The organism is Candidatus Hydrogenedentota bacterium (assembly GCA_019637335.1).
Lineage (GTDB): Bacteria > Hydrogenedentota > Hydrogenedentia > Hydrogenedentales > JAEUWI01 > JAEUWI01.
Window position 1 is genome coordinate 617,381 of the sequence record JAHBVV010000001.1, and the last position, 17,068, is coordinate 634,448.

The 17,068-nt window shown below is 65.9% G+C and carries 14 protein-coding genes; 4 read left to right on the plus strand and 10 right to left on the minus strand.

Annotated features, from left to right (window positions below; genetic code table 11):
* Positions 1-250: 250 nt before the first annotated feature.
* Positions 251-2,674, minus strand: a complete 2,424-nt coding sequence (locus tag KF886_02255) for a tetratricopeptide repeat protein (protein ID MBX3176159.1) — start codon at positions 2,672-2,674, stop codon at positions 251-253.
* Between the two features lie 195 nt (positions 2,675-2,869).
* On the opposite strand from KF886_02255, the gene KF886_02260 reads away from it, so the two are divergent.
* Complete coding sequence (locus KF886_02260; protein MBX3176160.1) at positions 2,870-3,646, plus strand: phytanoyl-CoA dioxygenase family protein; 777 nt, start codon at positions 2,870-2,872, stop codon at positions 3,644-3,646.
* Positions 3,647-3,700: 54 nt separating this feature from the next.
* Here KF886_02260 and KF886_02265 read toward each other — a convergent pair whose 3' ends face one another.
* The 9 genes from KF886_02265 to KF886_02305 form a co-directional block, all read right to left on the minus strand.
* Positions 3,701-4,180, minus strand: a complete 480-nt coding sequence (locus tag KF886_02265; protein MBX3176161.1) for a peptidylprolyl isomerase — start codon at positions 4,178-4,180, stop codon at positions 3,701-3,703.
* Positions 4,181-4,322: 142 nt separating this feature from the next.
* Entirely contained in the window at positions 4,323-5,597 is a 1,275-nt protein-coding gene (locus KF886_02270) for a pectate lyase (protein MBX3176162.1), read from the minus strand.
* Between the two features lie 66 nt (positions 5,598-5,663).
* A complete protein-coding gene (locus KF886_02275; GenBank protein MBX3176163.1) occupies positions 5,664-7,286 on the minus strand; it encodes a LamG domain-containing protein in 1,623 nt (540 codons plus the stop codon).
* Between the two features lie 63 nt (positions 7,287-7,349).
* Complete coding sequence (locus KF886_02280; GenBank protein MBX3176164.1) at positions 7,350-8,765, minus strand: hypothetical protein; 1,416 nt, start codon at positions 8,763-8,765, stop codon at positions 7,350-7,352.
* Positions 8,766-9,188: 423 nt separating this feature from the next.
* The gene (locus KF886_02285; GenBank protein ID MBX3176165.1) at positions 9,189-9,827 is read right to left on the minus strand and encodes a TetR/AcrR family transcriptional regulator; all 639 of its coding nucleotides are present in this window, start codon (positions 9,825-9,827) and stop codon (positions 9,189-9,191) included.
* 97 nt (positions 9,828-9,924) lie between these two features.
* Complete coding sequence (gene pdxH, locus KF886_02290) at positions 9,925-10,518, minus strand: pyridoxamine 5'-phosphate oxidase (protein ID MBX3176166.1); 594 nt, start codon at positions 10,516-10,518, stop codon at positions 9,925-9,927.
* A 90-nt stretch (positions 10,519-10,608) separates the two neighbouring features.
* A complete protein-coding gene (locus KF886_02295) occupies positions 10,609-11,523 on the minus strand; it encodes a sugar phosphate isomerase/epimerase (protein MBX3176167.1) in 915 nt (304 codons plus the stop codon).
* Positions 11,438-12,790 carry a diguanylate cyclase gene (locus KF886_02300; protein ID MBX3176168.1) on the minus strand — a complete coding sequence of 451 codons (1,353 nt, stop codon included), beginning with the start codon at positions 12,788-12,790 and terminating at the stop codon, positions 11,438-11,440. Before KF886_02300 ends, KF886_02295 begins: the two co-directional genes overlap by 86 nt.
* Positions 12,791-12,863: 73 nt before the next feature.
* On the minus strand, positions 12,864-13,088 hold the full coding sequence (locus KF886_02305) for a hypothetical protein (protein ID MBX3176169.1): 225 nt from the start codon (positions 13,086-13,088) through the stop codon (positions 12,864-12,866).
* A 305-nt stretch (positions 13,089-13,393) separates the two neighbouring features.
* Between KF886_02305 and KF886_02310 the strand changes: the two genes are divergently transcribed.
* The 3 genes from KF886_02310 (at position 13,394) to KF886_02320 (ending at position 16,998) form a co-directional block, all read left to right on the plus strand.
* The gene (locus tag KF886_02310; protein ID MBX3176170.1) at positions 13,394-13,864 is read left to right on the plus strand and encodes a helix-turn-helix domain-containing protein; all 471 of its coding nucleotides are present in this window, start codon (positions 13,394-13,396) and stop codon (positions 13,862-13,864) included.
* 73 nt (positions 13,865-13,937) lie between these two features.
* Complete coding sequence (locus KF886_02315; GenBank protein ID MBX3176171.1) at positions 13,938-15,224, plus strand: DUF58 domain-containing protein; 1,287 nt, start codon at positions 13,938-13,940, stop codon at positions 15,222-15,224.
* Complete coding sequence (locus KF886_02320; protein MBX3176172.1) at positions 15,196-16,998, plus strand: DUF4129 domain-containing protein; 1,803 nt, start codon at positions 15,196-15,198, stop codon at positions 16,996-16,998. Before KF886_02315 ends, KF886_02320 begins: the two co-directional genes overlap by 29 nt.
* Positions 16,999-17,068: the final 70 nt, after the last annotated feature.

The following is a 17,068-nucleotide window of genomic DNA, read 5'->3' on the forward strand; positions in this document are numbered from 1 at the left end:
CCAGAAGTATGGCCCCCAAACTCCACGATACGCCTTCCGCGCGCAATCCGCAAGCCTGTTCGCGCGCTGGTCAACTGTACGGCGGAGCCGCCGGCCTTACATCCTTAACGCGTGACGGTACGCGTCATGAACGGCTGTACCTTACCCAGGGGACTGCCTCCGGCTGGCAAGTGGGCCAACGTCCTATCCCGATGCCGCCGATCCAGCCGGTGGCTGTACCCCAAAGAGCCCATTGATCCTGCCCGTGCGATCAGCGGATCACCGTGCGCTCGATTCCCGAGGTGGTCGGCGCGGTGGCGCCGCCGAGCCGGTCCCGCCGTTCCTTCAGCGCCTCCGGCGCCGCGCCACGGCTCTCGGCGGCGTCGATCAGCGCGGCGGCGCGGGCGTTCTCCCCGGCCGCAATGGCCAGGTCCGCCAGGCGCAGCCACGGCTCGGGGCTGTCGGGGTGGGCTTGCTGGGCGGCCTCCAGGTAGGCCTGCGCGCGCGGCGGCTGGCGCAGTTGCATGGCGATTTCGGCGAGCTTCACCTCCGGAATCGCGGCCGCGCCCCCGTGCCGGAGGTAAGCCTCGGCGGCGTCCCACAGGCCGCCCGCGGCGGTGCGTGTGGCGAGTTGTTCCCAGGCCGCCGCGTTGCCCGCGCGGCTGGCGGCGCGCTCGGCGAGAAACTGATCGGCGCTCTCGATCCGCGCGCTGGCGAAGCCAAGCAGCGCCCAGGCGGCGTCCTGCGCGGGGGCGGCGTCGATCACGTACTGCAGGAGGTAGAAGGCGGACAAGGCGCGCCCCTCGGCAAGCAGCCGCTCCGCACGGAGAATCAGCCCCTCGGGGGCGTCCGGCTGCTCGCGCAGTATGGCCTCGGACCGCTGGCTGAGCATTTGCGCCTGCTCGGCCACACCCTGATAGAACTGCAGCGATTGCGACATCGGGTGCTCCTCCTCGCCCCCCGTGGCCGCCTGGAGCAGCGGCAGGGCGAGATCGAGTTCGCCGACGGCCGCGGCAAGCATGCCGTAGCGCGCCTGGGCCACCGGCGGCAGCTCGCCGAGCCGATCGGCGCGCCGAAACGCGCGGAACGCCGACGCCATGGCTTCGCGGCCGCCCTCGCCTCGGGCAAGCTGTTCGTGCGACAGGCCGAGGTAGACGGCGATTTCCTGATCTTCGGGCAGCCGCGGGGCGGCGGAACCCAGCAGGCGCGCCGCCTCGGGGAAATCGCCGCGTTCAAAGGCAATGATGCCGAGGTTCTTCTCGGCTTCCGGATGTTCCGGGTCCCGCTCGATTACGTTGCGCCACGCGTTCGCCGCCGCCTCGAGGCGGCTGGTCTGCTGAGCTTCATCTTCCGCTTGCGCCGCCAGGCGCGCGCGGGTCTCGTGGTAACGGCCCAGCTCGGCCCACGGAACGGCGGACTCCGGGTTGCGCTGCGCTTCCGCCTCCCAGATCAGTTCGGGGGATTTCCAGGTATTGGTGGCTTGGAACGCCAGCACCCCCAGCACGATCACCGCCACGGACGCGGCGGCGCCGGCGGCGCGGTAGACGCCGGGCGAGGGGATCTGGAGCAGGCCCCAGGGCAAAAGAACGGCCAGCGCGGCCAGCGGAAGGTACAGGAATCGCACATCGCCCTGGAGCGAGGCGTCGCCATAGCACGCCGCGCCGAGCGCCGCGAAGAGGAACCACAGCGCAACCTGCGGGAGAACCGCGATCCCCCGGAGCGTTGCGGCGACCCCGGCCATCAGCAGCGCGAACGCCAGCACGCCCACGACCAGACCGCCGGGTTCGGGAATCAGCGAGAAGCCGAAGGGCCAGATCACGGCGATAAGCCCCTGGCCACAGAGGCCCAGGAAATTCCTGAACGCTTCCACGAATCCCGCCGCAACGACGCCGGGCGCAAAAACTCCCGCGGCCTGACCGGTAATCCAGCAGACAGCCATCGTCGCGGCCAGGACGGGCAGCGCGATCCGGCGGGAGCCGTAGCCATCTTCCTCACCCTCGCGCCGAAGGACGAGAAGCGCCATGCCGGCGGCGGGCAGCAGAATGGCGGATGTATCGCTGCCGAACGCGAGCACGAAGCAGCCCACGGCGCCGGCCAGGTGAAGTGGAAAGTTCGCGGAGCCGTCCGCGCCGCGCAACAGGAGCAGCAGCCCGCCCAGGCCGAAGAGGGACGCCTGGAGCACAGGGTACGCCGCCAGGTAGTTCACCGTACCGGAGAGCGCCGGGTGAGCGACGAAGACCAGGCCGGCCAGCATGGCGACGACCTCGGGCGCGCCTTTGGGCAGCAGGCGGCGCGCAATAAGAAAAACAAGGATCGCGCAACAGAGGTGCAGGAGCAGCGCGAAGCCGTGCAACGCGTCCGTCCGGCCCGCGGACAGGGCGCAGATCAGCGCGAGCCCCGGCGCGGAAAGGGGCGACGTCGGCATCATCTCGACCGCATCGGGCGAGGTCACGATCCGGTGCAACGCCTGCGAATCGTGGAGCAGGCGGAGGTCGGCGCCATGCAGGGGAATGCTGAAACTACCCAGATAGACCAGAAACCCGAATGCGGCGATGAGAAACGCGCTGATCCAGACTTGCGCCGCCTCCGTGCCCGAATCCCCCTTCAGCACGCCGCTTGCCAGGCGCTTGTCCAGGGTGGCGTTCCCCGTGGATTCTTCTTCCGCGACCGGCTGGCCGTTCTCTTTTTCAACCACTGCAAGGTACTCCATGTCGCGGGACGGCGGCGGCTTTTTCCGAAACAGCCCCGCAGCGGCCATCACCTGACTCAATAGGGTTTGAACGCGATTCAGCGGCGATTATAATGGATGAACGCCGGGCGATGGCAATTGCCGGTACTTCGGGCGCCGCGGATGGCGCCCGCGCGGGCGTCTAAAAGGAGAAGTTACCCCATGATCGCGTTTTCGGAATCACAAATCGCTCAGTTTCACCGCGAGGGCTTCATCGCGATCGACGCCATAACCACGCCCGGGGAAATCGATCAGATGCGGGCGCTGTACGACGAGCTTTTCGCGGCCCAGACGGGTCGGGAGGCGGGCGATCACTTTGACCTCGCGGGTACGGACGAGGACGGCGCCGCGCCGAAGCTTCAGCAGATGCTGAATCCCTCGCGCTACGCGCCGGACTTCGATACGCTGGCGATCCGGCGGAACGCGCTCGCGCTCGCAACGCAGTTGCTCGGCCCGGGCGCGGAAGCGCAGGGCGATCACGCGATCCTGAAGCCGGCGGGGCATGGCGTGGCGACGCCGTGGCACCAGGATGAGGCGTACTGGAATCCGGAGTTGTCCTACAACGCGCTGAGCGTATGGGTGCCGCTCCAGGAGGCGACGCTGGAGAATGGGTGCATGCAGTTCATCCCGGAAAGCCACCGGCGGGACGTGCTACCGCACCATTCCATCAACCACGACCCGCGCATTCACGGGCTGGAGGTGGACGACGCCGTGGACGCGTCCCGGGCGGTCGCCTGTCCCCTGCCGGCGGGCGGCGCGACGTTTCACCTCGCCCGCACCTTGCACTACGCCGGGCCGAACCGCTCCGCCGTGCCCCGGCGCGCCTACATCATGATGTTCGGCACGCCGCCCGTTCCAAGTCCCGGAGCGCGGCGCTTCCCGTGGCTTGAAGCGCGGCAGACCGCACGCGAAGCCCGGGCCGCCGGGCAAACCGGCTGATTCCGGCGCGCCACCGGCGGCCTTCCGCCGGTGGCGTCGCCAGCGTGTGGGCGATCAGTGATCGTGGCCGCCGCTGTGCGCGTGCCCGTGGTCCAGCTCCTGCTGGGTCGCTTCGCGCACCCCCTCCACGCTGACGGCGAAATGCAGGCGCTCGCCCGCCAGGGCGTGGTTGCCGTCAACGGTCACGGTGTCGTCGTTGATGGCCGTAACACGAATGGGTACCGGGCCCGCGTCGGTCTGGGCCTGAAACATCATGCCAATCTGAATGTCCTCCACGCCGCCAAACGCGCTCCGGGGCACATCCTGCACAAGTTCGGCGCGGTGCGGGCCGTAGCCGTCTTCCGGGTCGATGGTCACCTCCATCGCGTCCCCCGCCGCCTTGCCTTCGAGCGCGGCTTCGAGACCCCGGATTATCCCGCCGCTGCCGTGCAGGTATTCCAGGGGTTCCCGGCCTTCGGAGGTGTCGATGGTTTCGCCCGCGTCATTTTTCAGCGTGTAGTGAATACCGACCACCGCCTTGTCTTGAATTTGCATGATTTGCCTTTCGTGGGTTCGGAGCGGCACGGATTGCCGCCCCTCCAGGGCCACCATAACATGAATGGGGGCGGATATCCCAAGTGGGGCCGAATTCAGGGCGTTTTTCAGCCCGGTGACGCAGCGACGTGGGCCGGCCAGGTTATCGCACCATGGGGTCGGTCCCGTTCAGGAATTCTTCAAGGTTGGTGTAGCCGTCTCCATCGGGGTCGCCGTTGTGATCCGGTGTATCGGGATCCAGCCCGTGGGCCGCTTCCCAGGCATCCGGCATCCCGTCGCCATCGCGGTCGGCGGGCGGCGCCGCGCCTTCAAGCCGGGGCCACCCGCCCGCGTCCTCCACGCGATCCAGCAGCGCCCCATTACCGGCGCGAACCAGCGCAATCACGCGCGCATCGGCGGCGTCGCGCGCCGGAAGAATCGCGCCCGCGCCGTCCAGCACCGCGGCGCGCGCCGCATCCGCGCTGGTGGTGGTCACCGGCGCGGTGTCGAAGGGGATGGCGCGGGGTTTGCCGCCACGGATCGCGCCCACATTGGCGTCGCTGTAGTGCTCGCACGTATCCGTCGCGTTGAAGGGCGTGTCCGGGTGGTGGTTGCCGACAAAATTCATGCGCACGGGGTCCTCGGCGGAATAGCCCTGGCCGCCCTGATACATCACGTTGTTGCGGAAGTCGAAAAGGATGCTGCCCTCGCCGTAGGTCCCCGGCCGGGGTGATCGCGACCGGTGGAAGGCGTAGAGGTTGTGGTGAAAGCTCACGGCGCCGTTGGCGCGGATGAGGGAGCCGTAGCCGTGCTGGCCCTTGCCGTGGGTGCTCTCGTTGAGGCTCTCGCTGATGATACACCACTGCACCGTCACGTCCGTGATGCCCGCGCCGGAAACCGAGAGGACTTCGTCGTTCGCCCAGCTCGCGGAGCAATGATCGAGGATGACGTTGCGGCTCGGCGCGGCGATGGACAGGGCGTCCGTGGACCAATCCCTGCCCTCCTTCGCCAGCGCGCGGCCCACCTCGTCGCCCGGGCGGCAACGCAAATGCCGCACGATAACGTCGTGGGTGCGAATCACCACGCCATGGTTTTTCGTGGCGACACCGCCGCCCGGCGCGCTCTGGCCCGCAATCGTGACAAACGGCTCCTGCACCGAGAGCGCGGCCTTGAGTTCAATCGTCCCGGACACGCGAAACAGGATGGTGCGCGGGCCTGGCGTATCCACAGCGGCGCGAAACGATCCCGCGATGGGCGTGTCGCCGGGCGCATAATCCTCCAGCGTCGTCACAAACAACACCACGCCCCCGCGCCCGCCCGGCGTAAACGCGCCCGCCCCCTCAGCCCCCGGAAAAGCCGGAAGAGGGCCCGCGGGGACGAGCGCGGGAAAAAGCGCTATGCACAGCAAAAGAATGATCGATTCAGGTCTTGATTTCATGGCGCTCCACAGCAATTCGCCTTACTTGATTTGACAGTTCGGGCCGATCGAACGGAATCCATAGCATCATTTTCCCGCCAGCTTCGCAATCTGCGCCTCGTCCAGCGCGCGCCCGTAGATCCGCACATCCTTCATACGCCCGTTGAAGTAGTCGTGCTGGCCGAGACCTATCTTGAGCGGCGCTTCGTTGTCAATGTCGATCGCGGCGCCGGTGCGCTCGTTGGTCTTCTGGCCGTTGAGGTAGAGGGCCAGCGTATCGCCCTTACGTTGCGCGGCGAGGTGGACCCAGCCGGGCGGCAGTTCGTGGTCGTGACTGATGCAGGCGCCGGTCTCGTAGCGGAGTACGCGGCCGGACGGCAGCACGCCGCAGTACAGTTTCCCGTCATGCACCGCCATGCTCCAGGCGCGGCGGTACTGGACGTCCGGCGTGGTATCGAGGCGCCCCGTGTCGGTCCAGGTCTGTCCGCCGTCATAGCGGTAGACGTGCGCGAGCGGGAGCGTGCCGGCGTAGAGCTTGCCGTTGTACACCGCCATCCCCATGCTCTCCTTCTCCTCGCCGAGCGGGCCGCGGTCGTCCCAGTCGCCGGGGGCGCGGAGCACGAACACATTGCCGATGGGCCAGGTGCCGACGAAGAGCTCGCCCTGGTGCTGCATGAAGGAGTAGGTCTGGGTCGTGTCGCGCGGCGTGCCGCAGTCGGTCCAGCCGGGGTTGTCGAAGCGGTAGACGCCGGAATAGCCCAGGTCGAAGCCGGTGCCGTAGAGGTGGCCGTTGTGCACGCCGAGCGCCTCGACGCGGCCGCCGGGGTTCCCGAGATCGGTCCACTGCGTGCCGCCCTCATAGCGGAAGAGGCCGGCGGGAGCATACAACGACGACGCATAAAGGTGGCCGTTGAACGACGCCAGCCCGTAGATGGCCTCGATGTCGCCGAGCTTCCCGCAATCTTCCCATTCCATCCCGCCCTTGTAGCGGTAGACGCGACCGCCGGGAAGCTCGTTGCCCGCGTCGCCCAGCGCGGAGCCGCCGGATCGGTAGTGCGACGCGGCGGCGTACAATTCGCCGTTGTGGACCGCCAGCGCGGACACGGCGTTGCTCGGATAGGGCACGCCGCAGTCTTCCCACGCCCCGTCCCCTTTGTAGCGGTAGACATGCCCCGCCTCGTCCTTCGCAAACTCAAACGTGCCCGCGTACAGATCGCCCTCGAACACGCAGAGCGCCATCGGATACACGGCGTTGCCGGGGCGCCCGCAATCCTCCCAGCCCCGCGGCGCCGCGCCATCGTCGATCCCGAAGAACACATTGCGGTAATTCGATTGCGCGCACACGACGCCGTGGTAGTTCATGATGCCCAGGTTCAGGCCCCTGCGCGCGGCGGGGTCGAACTTGGTGACGAGATCGCCCAGGGTGTCGTCCAGAACGGCCTCGGTGTGCAGCCACAGGCTGATCGTGAAGTCGGACGCCCCCGGATTCAGGGCGTCGCTGTGGGGAACTTCCAGATACGATGCGCGCCCGTCGAATAGTGCCCCGTTGTCGCCCTCGAAAATGACCCCGTGCGCCGTGGCGTGGAGCCCCTGGCCGGCGGCGTCCCGCGCATCCACGGCGAGGGGCCAGTGCGCCACGAGACCGTCATCCGCCGGAGTTCCGCTGGCAATCAAGAGGAAAAACAACGAGGCAAGATACTTCGAGGGCATAAGGCGTAATCTCCGGTGGTTTGCCCGTATTGAAACACAGCGCGGCGCGGGATACAAGCGCGTCTAATCCGCGCGCCGGCGAAAGCGCGCGACTACCAGCCCGAAGCTCCCGCCGATGAAGAGGGCGAGCCCCGCGATCTGCGCGGGGCCGCCGGGGCGGCGCTCCACCGCGACGGCGATGCCGTTGGGCGCGAAGGGATTCTCCTCGGCCAACCCGAGCACCCAGCCATCCACGCGGGCGCGGACGCCGGGTTCCAGGGTAACGTTGGCGTACTCGGACCCGTCGGGCAGGATCGCCGCGATGCGGTAACGCGCATCGGGTGGGGGTTGCTCGCGCTGGTACTGAACGCGGACCCCGCCGATCGTCTCCAGCAGGCCCTCGTGCAGCGCGATGTCTCGCTCCCCGAAACGAGCGTAGGCCGCGCTGACGGCGTCGCCCGCCACGGCCACAGCGGCGGGCATGGCCTGCGCCACCTGGACCGGCAGGCCATCCGGCGGGAGTTCCCAGGTTTCGCCGGTCGCCAAATCGCGATCCATGGCGGGTTGATCCCCCACGATCAACCTGCCGTGGACGCGATCCTCGCGCGCCGTGTGAATCAGCAGGACCCGCCCGACCGCTGCGGGGTCGTCAAGCAGCATTTCATCGGCGTCGCCGCGATCATTGGCGCGTACCGCGACCTCCTCGACGTTTTCCGCGCCGTCCGTCACACGCAGGAGGATGTGGCCCGCGTCGCGGCGATCGGCGCGCAGGGTTACGGTGCGCCCGTCGCGCAGGCGCAGGCCGGTTCCCGGGATGAAACTCTCCAGCCACTGCACCGCCGGGCCGTCGCGAACGCCCCAGCGCGCGGCGTCAATCTCGTCCAGCGCATCGGGCCGCGCGCCGCCGGCCTCGCCCCACGTGAAATGCACGGCGAGATCGTCGCGCACGGCGCGCCAGCCGCCCGCTTCGAGGAGCAGGACATCCCCCCCGCCCGGGGAGTCCGCGCCGATTCGGACCGCCACATGCGGCGCGCCGCCCGGACGCCGGATCAGGCCCTGCCACGGCCCGATAAACGCGATCTTCAGGACGTCGCCATCGAGGCCAATGGTGGCGCCGGGCGCGATCGGTTCCGTGCGCGCGCCGTCGGGGGTCTCGATGCGGATCAGGTGATTCGGCGCCTTCTCTTCGATGATCTCGGCGCTCTCCAGCCGCAGGGCAAAGGGCAGCACGAGGCCGTCGTACTGTTGGTCCTGCCGCAACACCCGCGCGACGCGGGGATTGTCGAACATCAACAGCTCGGGCGGCACATTGCGCTGGGCGAGGCCCAGGGTGAGCCCGCCCGCGGCGGGGCGGAAGGCCAACTGCTCGGCGCCCCCGCGTTGCAGCACCACAACGCCGGAAAAGGCCTGGAGCGCGTAATAGAGGGTTCCGGCGACAAGAAACAGCGCGCCGAGGTAGAGGCAGGAGAGATACAGTCGCTTGTTGGGACACGAAGCCATGCCACGAGTATGGCAGGCCGGCGCCCGAAGCGGCAATGCGCGGCAGGGCAATCGCATCTCAGTATGGTCGCAAGCCTGAGTCGATTTGGAGCCGGTGTGTATGGAGCGCCGGCGGCTCGCCGGCAAGGCGCCGAAGGCGCCAGAACACGATGCCGGAATCCTCCGACGTCTCGCGGCATCTGATGTAACGGTGGCATTTCCAGAACGCTGTCTTGCGCCGGCGGCGCAATCTGCCGGCGGGCCGCCGGCGCTCCATAGTTGCACGTACCTTTATTCAGCAAGTCGCTTTGGTTTGGCCACCGTGCTTGGTTCGGCTAAAGTGCTACCCTTGCGGGTGTATCGTATGGCGCCCGGCTCGAACTGGAAGTCTGGATGCGATTGCCCCGCAAACCGCGGCGCGGCCGCTTCTCCCGGCCATCCGGATCAGAAGATGAAGGGGCTCGCCAGGTGGGTCTCGGGGACCTCACGATAGCGGGCGCCCGCCAGGAACAGGTCGACCAGGGCGGTGGCGAGCTCCGGGGAAAGGCGCGTTTCGGTCCGGTGGAACTTGGCCATCATGTGCATGTCCATCAGGCCGAGGAACACGAGCGTCAGGGACTGGCTGTCGCCGCCCGAAAGTTCCTGGTTCGCCAGGCCGTCTTTGATGACGTGTTCGACGGCCTTGAAGCGCTGCCGGATGAGCTTGTTGCGATCGAGAGGCGGCCCCTGGTGCGGCGGGGCGAAGAGCGCCTGCAGGATAAGGCGCACGAGCTGGGTGTTCTCCTCGGCGAGGGCGAAGGCCGCGGAGATGATCGCCTTCAGGCGCTCGACACAGGTCCCCTGCCGCTGGCTGGCTTCCTCGATGCGGGAAATGAGCTGGCTGAACATGGTCTCGAAAACGCGCCGGAATAGATCTTCCTTGTTTTCAAAGTAATAGTACAATACGGGCCGCGTAACGCCCGCGCCTTCGATGATCTCGCGGATCTTCGTGGCCTCGTAACCTTTTTCGCTGAACAGCGTCAGGGCGCTGTTGAGCAGCCGGACCTCGGCTTCGTTGGGCTGCTGCGCTGCTGGTACGGCCATATTCACCTCCCGAATCTACCTACCGTTCGTTCCGCCAGACGCCAGTCTACTGCGATTCCGCGCCGTTTGCAAGCCCCCGACCCGCGTCCGCCACGGTTCAGGGGTAGAGGCGTTCCCGGCGCCAGCCGCCGTCCTCGCGCAGATAGCGCAGGCGATCGTGAAGCCGGTAGGGCTGCTTCAGCCAGAACTCGATGGCGCTGGGCACAACGCGGAATCCGGACCAGAAATCAGGCCGGGGCACTTTTCCGATGGCGTATTTCGCGCCGTACTTCGCGATCCGGCGCTCGAATTCGAAGCGCTCGGTGTAAACGGTCGACTGTTTCGAGGCCCACGCGCCAATCTGGCTTTGCTTGGGGCGATCGGCGAAGTAGGCGTCGGCGAGGGCGTCGGAAACCGGCTCGACATGCCCGCGGATACGGATTTGCTTGTCGAGGGGCATCCAGTAAAAGCACAGGGCGGCGTAGGGGTTGTGGGATAGCTCCACGGCCTTGGCGCTGGTCAGGTTGGTGAAGAAGACGAAGCCGCCGTCCTCAATGCCCTTGTAGAGCACCACGCGGGAGTCGGGGATGTTCTCCTGGTCGACCGTGGAGAGCACCATGGCGGTCGGCTCGCTCAGGGCGTCGCACTGCATGGCCTCGTCGAGCCAGGCGTGGAAGATCGTAAACGGATCGGGTTCGTTGGGAATTGCCATAGCCACCTGCGGGGGAAAGGGCCTTTGCGGCGCGCGTTGATGCGGCGCGGAGCCCGGGTTACAGAGGAATCGGAAATCGGGAAGGCGCGGTTAGACGAACTGCTTCATGTACTCGAGGCTCTTGCGGGCGATGGTCTCCGGCCCCGGCTCGAAGTTGAACACTTCGACCGACACGTAGTGCTGGAAATCGATGTCCTTCAGGGCCGCGAAGATCGGCGCGAAGTCGATCTCGCCAAAGCCGGGGCCGTGGAGGTTCTCGTCGTTGGCGTGGTAATGCCGGAGCTTGTCTTTGTAACGGCGGATGACCGTGGCGCGATCGTCCTTCTCGAAGGCCATGGCCTTCGTATCGAGAATCAGTTGGAAGTTCGGGTGATTGACGGCGTCGATCAGCGTAACCGTCTCGGCCGCGCTCTGGAGGAAATTGGTTTCCAGATGCGTAAGCGGCTCCAGGCAGATCGTGACGCCGCGCTCCTCGCAAACGGGCATGGCGGCCTCGAACGTGCCGAGGGCGTAGCCGAAGGCCTCGTCGTAGGAGACGCCTTCCTCGACGTTGCGCTGCTTGGGCGATCCAAAAATGATGACCTCGCCGCCGATGTCGCCGCAGAAGTTGACCAGGGCCTTGAGGTAATCGGCGGTGAACGCGCGCACGGCGGGGTCGGGATGGGTCAGGTGTACGCCTTCGGGGCCGACGAAGACCCAGTGGATGCCGAGAATATCGAGTTCGGCCTCGGCGGCGCGCTTGACGATTTCGGCGCGGGTCGCGCTGGAAATTTCGGTCACATAGGGCGCAAAGGTGAAGGGCGCGACCTCAAGCCCGTCGTAGCCGGCTTCCTTAACGAAATTAACCGTGCGGGCAATGTCGTTCCAATCCTTGAAGATCTCGCTGCAAATTCCAAATTTCACTATGAAGGCTTTCCGGTTATTCGGCGGCCGCGGCTTCGCTTTCGACCGTCTCTTCCGGCCGGTACACGAAGACCCGGTTACCGCCGGATCGTTTGGCGTCATACATCATGGCGTCCGCGAAGCGAATGAAGGAGCGGAGCGTGCTGCCCTGCTTGTACTCCATCAGGCCGATACTGAGGGTCAGGCGGTCGAAGCGCTTGGACTCGAACGACTGCCTGATACGCTCGGCGATCACATAGCCCTGCCGCTCGTCCGCTTCGGGGAGGATAACGGTGAACTCGTCGCCCCCGTAACGGAAGCCGATATCAACGTGCTCACGGGTGCATTCGAGCACCACTTCGCCCGCCGTCCGCAGGACCTTGTCGCCTTCGAGGTGCCCGTGGCAGTCATTATACGGCTTGAACTTGTCAATATCGAAGAGGAGCAGCGACAGCGGATGGCCCTGGCGCGTGGCGCGCTCGATTTCCGCGTCGAGCCGGTCGTAGAAGTAGCGCTGGTTATAGAGGCAGGTGAGGCTGTCCTTGATGGACATCTCCTTGAGCTCGTTCTCCAGCCGCTTTTGCTGGGTGATGTCCTTGCAGATCGCCAGGGTGGACAGGGAGTCCCGGTCTGGGCTGTGTACCTGGGACAGGGACATGTTCACCGGAACGAGTGCGCCGCTCCGGTGCGAGATCTCGGTCTCGTAATTCTGGAGCGGCTTATCGTGCCGCAACATGCGGTTGATATACGCGATCTCGTCCGGCCCGCCATGCAACAACTGGGCGAACGTCATGTCGTGCAGGGCGTCGCGGCTGTACCCGAACATGTGCACCGTGCCTTCGTTCGCGAAGGATATGCGCGCCTGCGCATCGATGGTCAAGATGGCGTCGACCGTGCTGTGGAGCAGGCTTTCGAGGTACTCCTGGGTTGACCGCAGCTCGCGGTTCGTCCGCTCCAGGTCGGCCGTGGCCTCCTTGACGCGGGATTCGAGCTCGCGCTTGTAGGCCCGGTTTTCGATCAGGAGGCGCCGCCGGTCCAGCGCCTTTTCGACGGCCAGCGAGATTTCCGAGAGATTGAAGGGCTTCAGCAAATAGTCGTCGGCCCCGGCCCGCATCGCCTCGATGGCGTTGGTGACTTCCATCAGCGCGGTCACCACGATCACCGCCACCTCGGGATCGAGTTCCTTGGCCCGCACAACAACCTCAATGCCGTGTATTTCCGGCATTTTCAGATCGGTAATGATCAGATCGTAGCGGTTCGACTTGAGTTCAACCAGGGCTGACGGCGCGGAAGTGAACGATTCGCATTCATACCCCTCCTCCTCCAGATGTTGCTTCAAGAGTTCGAGAATGCTCGCCTCGTCATCCAGCACCAGGATACGCTGCTTCACAAGAATTCGCTCCCACTCGTCTTCCCTGGGCGCAACTCGCGCCCCCTTCCCCGAATTCTGGCGTCCCGGCGCGTCACAAGTATTTCAGGACCGCGATCATCACGAATATGGAGCCCACCCCCAGGCTAACCTCCAGCTTGCCCGGAAGCTTCTGCTTATCAAACTCCTTATTTCCCAACCCCGTCTTCGACGCGAATTCGTTGCTTTGCGCCTGAACGGTATCCATATCAAGGCAGACCGCCCCCACGAATAGAACCAGACACAACAGAGCCGCAATAGCCAGATATTTCTTCGTCATATTTGTATACCTCCTGGTAAACCCTAAGACATTGTAATCGCTCCGGCCCGAAAGTGCAATCTGTTTCGGAAAGACCCGGAACAGCGCGGAAAGAACGCGGGGGTGTCTAAAGCCAATCCTGAAAGTCTTTTAGGTGGGCAAGCGGTCGGGGTACGGTCATGGCGGACGGGGTGGATTGAACCACTTCGGCGCCCTTTCAGGGATTGGCTGACACAGTTTCTTGTCCGTATTTGCCTGTTTTTGTATAATCGGAACGGCGCATGGCCGCACGGAAATTCAAACCGCATAGATAGGGCCCCATCCGCATGGAAAAAATCCTCACTGTCAACGATGTCGCCGATATCCTCCAGGTAAAGGCTATTACGGTTCGTGAGATGTTTCGCGAGAAGCGGCTGCGCGGCTTCAAGGTGGGCAAGGCGTGGCGCACGACAGAGCCCATGCTGCGCGAGGACATCGCCGCACTGGCCCGGGGAGAGTCGCCCGAGGCGCTGCCCGCGCCCGGTGACGGCCCAACCGACCGGTCGCCGGTGGCCGCCGCGCCAGAACCAGCGCCCGCGCCGGCGCCAACTCCCCCACCCGCGCCCACGCCCGCATCCCCCACGCCGACGCCGACGCCGACGCCAACACCTGCGCCAACACCTGCGCCCGCGCCCGCATCCCCCACGCCGGACACGCCTTCGACGGAATCCGCGGAAAAGCCCCGGACACCGCGCAAGGCCACAACGGCGAAAGAGAAGGACGACAGCGACGACGATACGCAACAATTGCTTTTCTAGCCCTCCCAGCCTGCCGGAGCATTACGGGATTACGGTTCTGCATGCCGTGCGGATCATGCTATAGTACGGGGTGATGAAGAACCTGATCTGGTTTCTTGCCGCCGCTGGCGCGCTCAGCCTGGCGTTTGTGCTGCAAAGCCCCTACATGGCCTTTGCGGTCTACGCCTTTCTGTTGCTCGTGGCGCTCGCGCACGTGTCGTCGCTGGCCTGGCTGTCGGGCCTGGACTGCACACGGGTGCTGTCGCGGGACACGGTCATGCAGGGCGAGGAAGTGACGGTTCGGGTCCACGTGGAGAACCGGCGCGGCTGGCCCATCCCCTGGATCTTTCTGGAGGACTACCACCCCCTGGATTTTCCGCGCTCGGGCCAGAACAAGCGGCTGGCCTTCCTGATGCCGGGCCGCTCGGTCACGCTGGAGTACCGGCTGCGCTGCCCGCGCCGGGGCTACCACCGGATCGGCCCCCTGCTGATGGAGTCGGGGGATCTCTTCGGATTACAGCGGCGATTTCGGACCGGCGTCCGGCAGGATTACGTGGCCGTGCTGCCGACCGTGGCCTACATCGAAACGTTCAACATTGCGACCAGGCGCCCGCAGGGCCCGGTGCGGCTCTCGAACCGCATCTACGTGGACCCGACCCGGATCAGCAATATCCGCGAGTACCAGCCCGGGGATCCGTTGAACACGATACACTGGAAGGCGACGGCGCGCACCGGGACGCTGCACGTGAAGACGCACGAACCGTCAAGCGTGATCGGCGGCACACTTGTGCTGGATCTGCACGGAGACAGCTACAAGCCCGACCGGAAGGAGGAGCGGATGGAGCTGGCAATCACGACGGCGGCCTCTATCGCGTACCTGCTGCAGCTGTCCGGGGAGCAGGTGGGGATGATTACGAACGCGCGGGATGCGGCGGAAGCAGCGGAATACGACGTGGCGGAGCGCGAGACGCTGAGCCGCCAGGAAGTCGACGCGGAGGTGGCGGGCGAGCGGGAAGGCACGCGGATTAGCCCGCTCTGCGTTGAGACGATCCGGAGCCCGTTCCAGGCGCAGCGGATCATCGAGAACCTCGCGCGGGTGCTGCCGACGGACGGGCTGGATGGGATGGGCCTGGTCATGAGCCAGTACCACCGGCTGCCGCGGGACGCCACGTTGATGGTGGTCGCCCCGATCATTACGGACCGGATGGCGCTTGCGCTGGGCGCGATCAAGCTGGCGGGTTTCCAGGTGACCGTGTTTCTCATCATGGATCAGCCCGCCTACCTGGAGGCGGCCGCCTTTCTGGCGCCACACAACATTCCCGTGTTCCACATCGAACACGAGCGGAGCCTGCATGAAATATCGCCTGCAAAAATCGGGTAGGCGGCCTTCCCTGGCATCGACCGATTTCCACTCGCTGATGCGCGCGCAGGACCCCGAGCCGGAGGCGAACGAGCCGGACCCGGGCGGAGCGCCGACGGATTTCCGATCGCTCACGGCCCGGGACGCCAATCCCGTCACCCGGACGCCGCCGCGCACCGCGACGGACATGCTGATCGACGGCCTCACGCCGCTGTTGATCTTCGTAATGTGTTACACGGTCCTCTTCTTCCTCCTGGATGTGCGATTTATTTACACCGAGGTGAACGACATATCGCTTCGCTGGGTGGCGTTCTTCTTCCTGGTGGGGATTGTGGCGTCGAACCGGCTGCTGGCGCGGGACAACAGCCCGGAAGGTTTTCTCTACCCGATCATCTTTGGCGGAAGCATGGGGCTTTACACCCTCTCGATCTCCACGTTCTACGAAAACAGCAGCTCCGTCGCGCGGAACTTCATGAACGACGCCCCCTGGATCGCCACGGCGTTTAATGTGGCGATCGTGGTCCTGATCTGGTGGGTGGTGAACCGGCTGACGCACGAGTGCTGCGTCGACGAGAACAAAACGGCGGGCGACGTGGGAATTCTTACGGGCGCCGCGCGAAAGTTCCAGCGGCGCATGCGGTCGCAAAACGCGGACGACGACCCCGCGGGCCTGTACGCGAGCGCCAGTCACGCCGAGTTCGCCCGGGAGCAAGGCAAGGCCTTCATGCCGATGAACGTGCTGGAACCGTTCGACCCGGCGGAAGGGTATAAACCCCGGACGAAGCCCGCGCCCAAATACAACCTGGACTTCTCGCAACGCCTTTCCGACAAGCACCCGGGCATCTCGATCCTGTACTTTTCCGTACCCGTAATGCTCGTCTTCACACTCGGCATTCGCGTGGTGCAGCAGGGCGGTCCCGGTTGGGTTGCCGCGGGGCACTTCTATGCCGGCATCTACACGCTCGCGGCGCTCCTCCTGCTCCTGCTCACGAGCCTGGGCGGTATCCGGCAGTATTTTCGCGCGCGCATGATCGCCATGCCGGCCCCGATGGGCTATTTCTGGCTCGGGCTCGGCGTCGTCATGGCGGTCATGGTGCTCGTGGCGGCCGCGCGCCTCCCGGGGCCCGATCTGCCGCCCATGGCGGCGGTGGGAGAGCACCAGACCGATTTCTGGTCCCGGGGCTCCACCTTCGCGCTGGCGGCGCCCGCCGCGCGGCCGATGGAGCTGCTGGAGGCCTCCCGCGCCGTCGAGTTGGTTGGGAATGGCGTCCTGATCCTGTTCGGGCTCTTCGGCGCCTACCTGGCGCTGAACCGCGCGGCGGCGGGCGCGGCCTGGATGGCCCGGCATCGCCACCGCTTCCCCGGCGTCGTGGGGCGCTTCTTCGATTGGCTCGAACGCGCCCTCACCGCGCTGACGCACCTCCCCAGCCTGCCGAACCTTCGCGGGACGCCGCGTATCGACCGGGGCATCGCGACCTGCGCGCACTACGAGAACTCGCTCGGGAGCGCGGACCGCACGGCCATGTCCCCCGCCGATCACGTGGCGTACGCGTACGAGGCGCTCTGCGCGCTGGCCTACGATCTCGGGGTTCCTCGCGAAGCCGGCCAGACGCCCTACGAATTCATCGGCGCGTTTCCCGCGCCGCTTCGCAAGCTCAAGGCCGAGGCGCGGGAGTTGACACGGCTCTACGTGCAGTCGGCCTATTCGCCGAGGCCGCTCTCACCGGACGACGAACGGTCGGTCCGGCGCTTCTGGGTCGCCTACAACCAGGCGCGCCGCCGGGTGCTCCGGTGAACCGCGGGCGGGTTTCCGCGGCGGGAACGGCGCGGTATTTGCCACTTGAATTCACTTTTTACTAGAATAC

Coding starts and splice junctions, on each gene's coding strand:
- KF886_02260 (MBX3176160.1), top strand. CDS start 2,870: ATGATCGCGTTTTCGGAATCACAAATCGCTCAGTTTCACCGCGAGGGC.
- KF886_02265 (MBX3176161.1), bottom strand. CDS start 4,180: ATGCAAATTCAAGACAAGGCGGTGGTCGGTATTCACTACACGCTGAAA.
- KF886_02270 (MBX3176162.1), bottom strand. CDS start 5,597: ATGAAATCAAGACCTGAATCGATCATTCTTTTGCTGTGCATAGCGCTT.
- KF886_02275 (MBX3176163.1), bottom strand. CDS start 7,286: ATGCCCTCGAAGTATCTTGCCTCGTTGTTTTTCCTCTTGATTGCCAGC.
- KF886_02280 (MBX3176164.1), bottom strand. CDS start 8,765: ATGGCTTCGTGTCCCAACAAGCGACTGTATCTCTCCTGCCTCTACCTC.
- KF886_02285 (MBX3176165.1), bottom strand. CDS start 9,827: ATGGCCGTACCAGCAGCGCAGCAGCCCAACGAAGCCGAGGTCCGGCTG.
- pdxH (MBX3176166.1), bottom strand. CDS start 10,518: ATGGCAATTCCCAACGAACCCGATCCGTTTACGATCTTCCACGCCTGG.
- KF886_02295 (MBX3176167.1), bottom strand. CDS start 11,523: ATGACGCCAAACGATCCGGCGGTAACCGGGTCTTCGTGTACCGGCCGG.
- KF886_02305 (MBX3176169.1), bottom strand. CDS start 13,088: ATGACGAAGAAATATCTGGCTATTGCGGCTCTGTTGTGTCTGGTTCTA.
- KF886_02310 (MBX3176170.1), top strand. CDS start 13,394: ATGGAAAAAATCCTCACTGTCAACGATGTCGCCGATATCCTCCAGGTA.
- KF886_02315 (MBX3176171.1), top strand. CDS start 13,938: ATGAAGAACCTGATCTGGTTTCTTGCCGCCGCTGGCGCGCTCAGCCTG.
- KF886_02320 (MBX3176172.1), top strand. CDS start 15,196: ATGAAATATCGCCTGCAAAAATCGGGTAGGCGGCCTTCCCTGGCATCG.